This is a genomic window from Xenorhabdus entomophaga (genome assembly GCF_037996725.1).
Taxonomy (GTDB): domain Bacteria; phylum Pseudomonadota; class Gammaproteobacteria; order Enterobacterales; family Enterobacteriaceae; genus Xenorhabdus; species Xenorhabdus khoisanae.
On sequence record NZ_JBBMXH010000148.1, the window covers coordinates 1 to 6,771 of the forward strand.

General features: G+C 44.4%; 13 protein-coding genes and 1 tRNA gene. 13 read left to right on the forward strand and 1 reads right to left on the reverse strand.

The genetic code is table 11. From position 1 onward, the window contains the following. Nucleotides 1-171: 171 nt before the first annotated feature. The 4 genes from AAC854_RS20420 (at nucleotide 172) to AAC854_RS20435 (ending at nucleotide 2,613) form a co-directional block, all read left to right on the forward strand. Complete coding sequence (locus AAC854_RS20420) at nucleotides 172-951, forward strand: antitermination protein (protein WP_340618701.1); 780 nt, start codon at nucleotides 172-174, stop codon at nucleotides 949-951. A 353-nt stretch (nucleotides 952-1,304) separates the two neighbouring features. Then, complete coding sequence (locus AAC854_RS20425) at nucleotides 1,305-2,093, forward strand: Thoeris anti-defense Tad2 family protein (RefSeq protein ID WP_479715130.1); 789 nt, start codon at nucleotides 1,305-1,307, stop codon at nucleotides 2,091-2,093. A 58-nt stretch (nucleotides 2,094-2,151) separates the two neighbouring features. Further along, nucleotides 2,152-2,227: transfer RNA gene (locus AAC854_RS20430), tRNA-Phe, on the forward strand. 50 nt (nucleotides 2,228-2,277) lie between these two features. After that, nucleotides 2,278-2,613: a hypothetical protein gene (locus tag AAC854_RS20435; protein ID WP_340618704.1), complete on the forward strand. Its 336-nt coding sequence runs from the start codon at nucleotides 2,278-2,280 to the stop codon at nucleotides 2,611-2,613. Here AAC854_RS20435 and AAC854_RS24410 read toward each other — a convergent pair. Continuing rightward, nucleotides 2,525-3,001 carry an ECs1072 family phage-associated protein gene (locus AAC854_RS24410; RefSeq protein ID WP_422824113.1) on the reverse strand — a complete coding sequence of 159 codons (477 nt, stop codon included), beginning with the start codon at nucleotides 2,999-3,001 and terminating at the stop codon, nucleotides 2,525-2,527. The two genes, AAC854_RS20435 and AAC854_RS24410, sit on opposite strands and share 89 nt — an antisense overlap. 142 nt (nucleotides 3,002-3,143) lie before the next feature. On the opposite strand from AAC854_RS24410, the gene AAC854_RS20440 reads away from it, so the two are divergent. The 9 genes from AAC854_RS20440 to AAC854_RS20480 form a co-directional block, all read left to right on the forward strand. Further along, nucleotides 3,144-3,470: a phage holin, lambda family gene (locus AAC854_RS20440; protein ID WP_340618712.1), complete on the forward strand. Its 327-nt coding sequence runs from the start codon at nucleotides 3,144-3,146 to the stop codon at nucleotides 3,468-3,470. Next, on the forward strand, nucleotides 3,463-3,855 hold the full coding sequence (locus AAC854_RS20445) for a M15 family metallopeptidase (protein WP_340618713.1): 393 nt from the start codon (nucleotides 3,463-3,465) through the stop codon (nucleotides 3,853-3,855). The genes AAC854_RS20440 and AAC854_RS20445 overlap by 8 nt, the downstream gene beginning before the upstream one ends. Beyond that, nucleotides 3,852-4,313, forward strand: coding sequence for a lysis system i-spanin subunit Rz (locus tag AAC854_RS20450; protein ID WP_340618705.1), 462 nt, complete (start codon nucleotides 3,852-3,854; stop codon nucleotides 4,311-4,313). Before AAC854_RS20445 ends, AAC854_RS20450 begins: the two co-directional genes overlap by 4 nt. After that, nucleotides 4,310-4,543 (forward strand): crAss001_48 related protein, encoded by a 234-nt coding sequence (locus tag AAC854_RS20455; RefSeq protein WP_340618706.1) that lies wholly within the window; start codon nucleotides 4,310-4,312, stop codon nucleotides 4,541-4,543. The genes AAC854_RS20450 and AAC854_RS20455 overlap by 4 nt, the downstream gene beginning before the upstream one ends. 181 nt (nucleotides 4,544-4,724) lie before the next feature. Next, on the forward strand, nucleotides 4,725-4,997 hold the full coding sequence (locus AAC854_RS20460; protein ID WP_340618707.1) for a hypothetical protein: 273 nt from the start codon (nucleotides 4,725-4,727) through the stop codon (nucleotides 4,995-4,997). Nucleotides 4,998-5,204: 207 nt separating this feature from the next. Then, the gene (locus AAC854_RS20465) at nucleotides 5,205-5,789 is read left to right on the forward strand and encodes a BRO-N domain-containing protein (protein ID WP_340618708.1); all 585 of its coding nucleotides are present in this window, start codon (nucleotides 5,205-5,207) and stop codon (nucleotides 5,787-5,789) included. Further along, nucleotides 5,786-5,986: a hypothetical protein gene (locus AAC854_RS20470; protein WP_340618709.1), complete on the forward strand. Its 201-nt coding sequence runs from the start codon at nucleotides 5,786-5,788 to the stop codon at nucleotides 5,984-5,986. The genes AAC854_RS20465 and AAC854_RS20470 overlap by 4 nt, the downstream gene beginning before the upstream one ends. Nucleotides 5,987-6,054: 68 nt before the next feature. Then, nucleotides 6,055-6,534: a hypothetical protein gene (locus tag AAC854_RS20475; protein WP_340618710.1), complete on the forward strand. Its 480-nt coding sequence runs from the start codon at nucleotides 6,055-6,057 to the stop codon at nucleotides 6,532-6,534. A gap of 4 nt (nucleotides 6,535-6,538) precedes the next feature. Next, nucleotides 6,539-6,771 (forward strand): HNH endonuclease (locus tag AAC854_RS20480; RefSeq protein WP_340618711.1); only part of this gene is annotated, 233 nt, incomplete at its 3' end.

The following is a 6,771-nucleotide window of genomic DNA, read 5'->3' on the forward strand; positions in this document are numbered from 1 at the left end:
GTATTATATCTATGACCGGGAAGACTATCTTGAAAAGAAACTCGCCACTATCCAGCCGGTGAGTCGTCAGGAGGCAATAGAGGTCTGCAAGTGGGTACTGGAGGAAGAACGATTTCATGATGGTGAGCTGACCGACAGCATTATCCTCAATCTGGTGGGGGAGTGTGCTGTATGAAACTCGAGTCAGCATTAAAACACTTTCACCCGAAGTCACCGACCTTTAGTGATGTTTCCACCAGTACTGCACCGGGCAGAATGAAAGGCATGGATACCGCCGCGGCTTTAGGGATGGCTGAATCACAGGCGAAGTTTGGCATGACGGCCTTTTTTGCCAAGAACAACGTCAGTGAAGAAGACAAATTCAGCACCGTGGAAGAACTGACCCGATACGCAAGGCGAACTGTACCGAAACTGATCTCGAAAGCAGCAGGGAATAAACTGGGGCAATGTCTGGTGATACTGTCCAAGATGGCCTTTGAAAATTACGCTCGTTCAGCCGCGTCAACCTGTCAGTGTTCGGAGTGCCAAGGTAAGGGGATTATTTGCAGAGTGAAAGCCGTGGTGAAGCACCCGGGCATCACGAACATTGATGGAGTGGTGATCGTTGAGCCAAATATCAAAGATGAGCTGGTGGACGAATTGTGCCAAGCCTGCAACGGTAAGGGCGTTCTGTCAAATCGTTGTCGCTGCAAAGGGCGAGGCTTGGTGCTTGATGAGGAACAGACAGCATTGCAGGGTATACCCGTTCATAAAATCTGCCCGCGATGTTCGGGGCGAGGTTACAGCAAAGTACCGTCGTCGGTGGCTTATACCGCAGTTAAAGCACTGGTTCCAGCATTAACTCAATCGTCATGGTCTCGCAACTGGAAGCCCTTTTATCAAAAGCTGGTGGAGAAGTGTTACACGGAAGAAAAATGGGCGGAAGCGGTATTTAATGAGGTGACGAAATAAACTGTTTATGTCATCAACAATATTTGCATTTTGCATAAAGTTGGCGTAGTATCTTTAAATAGTGGGAACTTGTAACCATACTCACTACGAATATTTAAACCTCGCTTCGGCGGGGTTTTTTGTTGCCTGTATTCAATAAAGGGTATTCGGAATTAGCAGCAAACTTCGAATTTACACCTCACTGAATCACGCACTCGATGAATAGACATACTTTATAATGCGCAGCCATATTTTAATGCGTATTAATTCTGCCGCTTGGTATTCAATTGAGATAAAAACCTAACCTAAGTAATATTAACTGGCTAGTTAGCAGTAGATGAAATGACCTTTAACGATTAATAAGTGAGGAAATGATGTCTGACGTTAATAAGCTGGATAATAAGCAATGTCCTTTTGATCCTGACCAATACCAATATAAGAAGACGATTGATGTCGAAGTTGACAATGTGGCACCAGACAGTTCTTTTCCGTGGGCGTTAATTCAAGTGTATATAGGGAAATTGGTTCGCCGTAATGGTTGGGATGCACAAGTTGAGTATATAAAACTCCTTCCGGGTTCAACAGAAAATAATACTCTGCCTCAGATCGAAGTGACAGATAAAGAAGGGACGACATCTTGGCAACCAACACAAGAAGATCTAATGGCTTGTGATTGGGTATTATTACCCAAAGTCACACCAGTTGAATGTATGCTGTCTTTTGATCTTACATCAGGAACTGAAACATCCAGTCATTTTGGGAATATAGGTTGGGGATATATATCAGATAAGCTAGTTGGTTGGCCGCGTACTATGGGCTCTTTAAATATAACTTCAAATAATGAGATAGATATTACGGAAATATCTTCATTCAGTTGGGGTGAAAAAAATAACACATTTTATATTAATCCATCTACCAAACAAAATAAGGAGAGTTACCAAAAAGTAGGGGCTCTCTTCCAAAATAAAGAACTTCGGATGGTAGTTAATGGTGAGTCTTATAATCTTGGCAAGGCGCAACTGGGGCATCATGAGGGGGGCGGATCTTATGACTACGAGTTTTCGTATCAAAACGCTGAAGCACAAAAGCTAGGTGCTTTATTGCAACAAATGCAAAAAACCGGGCAACCCCAAAACTTTTGCCTCGACTGGGTTGATAAATAAACCCCCAAATCTACATACTGAACTCAAGGCTGCGCATGGCGTGGCTTTTTTCATATCTGGAACTTTGGCGTAGAGGGTTCGCGCGGATGCCTGAAAAGCATTAGGACTCGGTTCGATTCCGAGAGGTTCCACCAAATTATATCGAAGGTCACTGAGGTGGCCTTTTTACTTTCTGGAGAATCACATGAAAGAGACGAATGTAATCAAAAAAATTGATGTGGTACTTAATGGAGATGAAACATTATTGCCATATTGGATTGTGGTTCGAGCAAAAGAGCTGGAAAACAATCATCCTTACATTTTCCGGGATGGGTTAAGTGACGAGGATTTATATTACTGGCTTCGGTATCAAGCAGATAGATTAAAAGAATACATTGATGCCAAAAACCGAAAAGCCGCAGAATTAATGCGGCTTCAAGGAACTGAAAGATTCATTGAGAATAATCAATCTGTAGTAGATCAAGAAAAATTTTGTTTTCCACATGGTTCCATTCTTCAGGGCGAAAGTCTTCAAAGGTGATTGAAATATCAGGGAGCGATTGCTCTGCTATAAAGCGTTGCGCCTCTACGGATAAGTTTATAACCTCAATTTCATCATGCAAAACCAGTAGCTTATCCTCAAGGCTCATTGAACGGATTTCATTGAAAGTCCAATTGGTTTTCATGAAAATTTTATGATCTAAGGCTTTGCTACCAGGCAGTGGTTCCATAAGAGTGCCGTGCTTTCTGCGATGTTTGTGCAGGATGTTTTCCAATATGAATATTTGAAGGACTCGCAACATAAGCTGAGTTTCTTCGGGAGTCAAACTTCGTCGCACACCAAGGGGAGTGTTCTCGATGTTCCCGATACTCCTAGCAGATGCCACTCTTTGGCTTATGGTATTCCATAAACTTAAATATGTACTCATAAAATTCTCCTTTATTAGTGTTGCTACTTTGTCGATCTAACAACATACCTTAAGTATCAACTGATTACTTTTAACCTAATCACAGGGGCGATCATAGCTCACCCCACGGACGCCCATTGTTCAAATGGGGTGGAATATGAAGATGAAAGAAAATCCTGATTTATGGGTGCATCTTAGTGACTGGCTCGTCTCAATAAGAGAGCAGGGTATCGGGGCTGCACTCGCGGGGACAATGGCATTTTTCCGAGGCCGCTACAACGGCGGTGGCTGGGTAAAGGTATCAATCGACGCCTTTATGTGTGCCATGTTCGCTTGGTTCATTCGTGATGTTTTAAATCTGTTCGGTCTGAATCCTGACTTGGCCTACATCGGCAGTGTGGTGATTGGCTATCTGGGAACAGACTTCATTGGTCAATTGCTGCGTAAGATGGCAGAGAGAAGAGCGGGGGCGAACGGTGGCAATGAATAACTTTCAGTTTAGCCAGCGCAGTGAAAATAACCTCAAAGGTGTGCATTTCGATTTGGTTGCGGTTGTTCGTCGAGCACTTACGTTGTCTCCGGTTGACTTCGCGGTAATTGAAGGACTCAGAACGCTTGAGCGCCAAAAGCAGTTATTGAAAGAGAAGAAAAGCCGGACCCTGAATTCTCGCCATTTGACGGGCCATGCGGTTGACTTGCTTCCTGTAGGTGCAGATTGGAATAATTACACATGCTGGCTGCCAGTATTGAATGCAGTACACCAAGCAGGTGAAGAACTGGGGATAAAGCTTCGGTTTGGCATCACGTGGACAAGTAATCCCCACGATAAGCCGGCTAAATTTCTGGATGCACCTCATATTGAGATACCCGTATGAAATTCAACAGCCAATACTTCACCCTGGGTGCTTTTGCTGTCGTCGCTGGCCTGCTCTGGTTCTATTACGGTGAGTATCATAACAAGGCCGAAGAATACCGTAGGTTAAAGTCACAGTATGACGAACAGGTCGCCATCAACACCAACCAGCAAGAGCGCATCAAGCAACTCGCAGAACGGGACACTAAACAACTACAGGAACTCGCCAATGCCAAATCTAAACTTGATGAGCTTAGCGATACTCTCCGCACTAACGTTAAGCGCGTGTACGTCAAAGCCGAGTGCCCCGTGTCTGAAACCGCTGCCCCCTCCGGCGTGGATGGTTCAAGACCCGCCAGACTGGCGAAAGACGCTGAACAGGATTATGTACGTCTCCTCGGAGAACTTGAAACCCTCGAAGCCCAGTTCCTCGGACTGAGGGATTGGGCGAAGACTGAATGTTATAAGGTGACGAAATGAATGCTCAACAACCAACTCTACAGCCACATCAACAACGTGTTATTGATGAATTAGCAGAACTCAATGAGAGAATAGAAAAACTGTCTGTTTTCATAGGCGGCGATATTTATAACGCACTGGAGGAGACTGACCGCTACCTGTTAAGAGTCCAACGTTCAGCAATGTATAATTATGCTGAAATCCTGCATATGCGCGTTAAGCGGTTTTCACCGCCCCCTCAGAGCCAATGATACTGGGGTGGTGGGAATATATCAGGATGCGGTGGCGGTGAACCTATTTGTTTGCAGGATGACACAACCGCAAAAACTGTATTAAAACCGCAGCAAAATTAAAATGGCATTTCTAACAAGGGGACTATCAAAAATATGGATACAAACCTTAAATAATAGAAAATACTAATAAGGAAATGACATGAAAAATGATATGAAATATGTAATTGATTCAATTGGATCTTATGGTCATAGTATGCCTTATGGCTATCCTGACCCTGGATATTATATTGTTCAGAATAATCAAATAGTGATAGAGCTTTCTGCTTATATGGATGGAGACTCTAGGGCTGAAAAATGTTTTTCATTTAAGGTTACTCTAGAAAATGTTTTCGATCTATCTCTTAATGAGATTAGAGAAAAAGCTGTGGAAATCGCGAAAGAGCAGTTTAAAGCAGCATCCAGCCAAATTTAACACCATCCTATTACAACAATACCTTCAAACCATCACGCCCTGTGGTGGTTTTTTTTGTATCTAACGCGCATTCACAGCGCCATTCTTTAAACGTCGAATCCAATCACTTTGATATGAGCCTTCGAGGAAGTCAGTTATAGCTGGCGAGCTTCGACGGGCTGATTTTCTATGTGAACGAGGGTTCATTTCAAATGTAGGTAATACGCCATGAGTACAGCATTAACTTTCAAAGAACACAAAATTGTTCCATTTGATAATCAGGACGGGAAAATCTGGTTTACTGGGGAGCATCTGGCTGAACTACTGGGTTACAAAGACAGTAAGAAAGTGGCAAATCTTTATAGCAGGCATAAAGATGAGTTCACCGAGAGTATGAGCACCACTGCCAAAGTGAGGACCACGGATAAATCAATAGGTTACGATAATCTTTTGTATGATGTTAGGTTATATTCCCTTCGTGGTGCATATCTAATTGGTATGTTTTCTCGGACAAAAGTAGCAAAAGAACTGCGTATCTGGTTGTTGGATCTTGCAGAGAAAGAATCAAACGTTGATATCGGTACACTTGATGTTACTGCTATAGCTCAACTTACTGGACAAAAGATGCATGACTTAATAGCTGCTTTTGATAAAGCATCTTTCCAACATCGAGGACAGAAAGGCAGTGGGTTGATGGCTCAACGCAAAAGGGATATTAAACGTATTAAGGACGCCACAAAATTAGCATTGCAGCTTACCCAACTTGCGTTGCCTGGCCTTGATGAATTCCCCGACGAGGGAGAGCCTGCATGAACCACGAGCAATTTATCGAGAAGAACGTACAGGCCGAGTTAACCAAGCTCGGCTTTTCTTCATCTATAGCAGCTATGGCGAGCGACAGGGCAAAGGAACATTATCACCGTGCAGGGTCAGCCAGCAGAAAGGGCAAGCTGTTTGATGACTGTCTGAACATCGCCAAGGCGTGGGCGAGCAAGTACGCAAGACGGTGATTTTACAAAATGCTGCAAACGTCATTCCATGAGTGGCGTTGATAGAGTTTTGTAGAGGTTTCGGGCTGGTGTGGTCTCGCTCCGATAGGGGATTATATAAAACCAACCAGTTGAATATGCTAAATGAGGCAGAAATTATGATGATGATAATTATCAAAGAAGATGGCAGCACATCTATAACGGCTGAGGGATATTCAGCATGGTATGACAAAGATGGGCGGCTTGATATGAGTATAGGAGGGAAAGCCCCTCAACATCTCATCATTCACAATGCATTCGAACCGAAAGCAGAAAAGCAACAGGTGAGCAAGACCTATCCCGCAGGTATGACGCTGGCAGTAGATGAAGGAATCAAGGCTGGGGTTACTGCCGATGGCTTCAAGGTCTTTAATGTGGCAAGTGGGGTGACTTACTTGGGTTCAGCGGTTATTGATGCAGCCAAGATAAACAAAGCCCACGACGATCACCTCCGCTATATAATCCGTGAAGAGATACTGCTGTTCGTCGCACGCGAGAGTGAGCGCGGCGGACTGTTCTCGACGTGGTGATGCCATGCCACCCCGTATCCCTCGCGCCTGCCGCAAACAAGGCTGTCCCAAGACCACCACCGACCGTAGCGGCTACTGTCCTGACCATCTGCACACTGGCTGGCAGGCTCACCAACAGGGTAAGAACCGACACGCCCGCGGCTACGGCAGCAAGTGGGACAAGCTACGCGAACGGATTCTTAGGCGTGATAAATACCTGTGTCAGGAGTGCTTACGAAGTGGTCGAGTAGTAGAAGC

Coding starts and splice junctions, on each gene's coding strand:
- AAC854_RS20470 (WP_340618709.1), top strand. CDS start 5,786: ATGAACCACGAGCAATTTATCGAGAAGAACGTACAGGCCGAGTTAACC.
- AAC854_RS20450 (WP_340618705.1), top strand. CDS start 3,852: ATGAAATTCAACAGCCAATACTTCACCCTGGGTGCTTTTGCTGTCGTC.
- AAC854_RS20435 (WP_340618704.1), top strand. CDS start 2,278: ATGAAAGAGACGAATGTAATCAAAAAAATTGATGTGGTACTTAATGGA.
- AAC854_RS20425 (WP_479715130.1), top strand. CDS start 1,305: ATGTCTGACGTTAATAAGCTGGATAATAAGCAATGTCCTTTTGATCCT.
- AAC854_RS20440 (WP_340618712.1), top strand. CDS start 3,144: ATGAAAGAAAATCCTGATTTATGGGTGCATCTTAGTGACTGGCTCGTC.
- AAC854_RS20465 (WP_340618708.1), top strand. CDS start 5,205: ATGAGTACAGCATTAACTTTCAAAGAACACAAAATTGTTCCATTTGAT.
- AAC854_RS20420 (WP_340618701.1), top strand. CDS start 172: ATGAAACTCGAGTCAGCATTAAAACACTTTCACCCGAAGTCACCGACC.
- AAC854_RS20455 (WP_340618706.1), top strand. CDS start 4,310: ATGAATGCTCAACAACCAACTCTACAGCCACATCAACAACGTGTTATT.
- AAC854_RS20460 (WP_340618707.1), top strand. CDS start 4,725: ATGAAAAATGATATGAAATATGTAATTGATTCAATTGGATCTTATGGT.
- AAC854_RS20445 (WP_340618713.1), top strand. CDS start 3,463: ATGAATAACTTTCAGTTTAGCCAGCGCAGTGAAAATAACCTCAAAGGT.
- AAC854_RS24410 (WP_422824113.1), bottom strand. CDS start 3,001: ATGAGTACATATTTAAGTTTATGGAATACCATAAGCCAAAGAGTGGCA.